This window comes from Vibrio sp. 1078-1 (assembly GCF_033340475.1).
This window is the reverse complement of record NZ_JAWOWM010000652.1, coordinates 1-578: the sequence shown is the minus strand read 5'-3', so window position 1 is coordinate 578 and position 578 is coordinate 1. Positions and strand designations below refer to the sequence as shown.

The following is a 578-nucleotide window of genomic DNA, read 5'->3' as shown; positions in this document are numbered from 1 at the left end:
CGGTAGCCATTTTTATGTGCTTCAGCGATTTTAATGCCCATGCGAGAAAAACGTAATTCGCCAATCATAGGCTCAAGCGCATCTGGGAATAGCCAAACGTCTTTATCTCGGAGCCAAACCGTACTTTCGGAAGGTAACTCAATATCCAATGCGTTGTGTAGTTGCTTTGAAATCTCTTCTGATTCTTTCTTCGACGCTTTTACGAACGGGAATTTGCCCATGCGCTTTTTCACTTGTGGCGCCTCTACAGAATGGTGTTTGCGAATACGCGCAACAAAGAAGCCTTCACAGTCATAAACCTGAGGGAAGATGTGTAAGAAACCTTCTTCTGTTAATGCGGCGTTTGCATTTTCAAATAATCCATCCAGACTCTCAACCTCATCCGCGTCACCAAAGGTTTCTTTTAAGTGATGGCAAACTTGCTGGTTTTCCTCGGTACTTAACGTACACGTTGAGTAAACTAGCACGCCACCTGGCTTAAGTGCGTGGAATGCGCTTTCAATGAGATCTTTTTGCGTATCTGCGATTTCTAGAACGGACGCTTGTGTCCAGTTCTTCATGGCATCTTCATCTTTACG

Annotated in this window: 1 pseudogene; it reads right to left on the bottom strand. The window is 44.5% G+C overall.

Going from position 1 to position 578, the window contains the following annotated elements:
• Positions 1-578: pseudogene (yebU, locus tag R7190_RS29310) on the bottom strand (16S rRNA (cytosine(1407)-C(5))-methyltransferase RsmF); the annotation flags it as partial.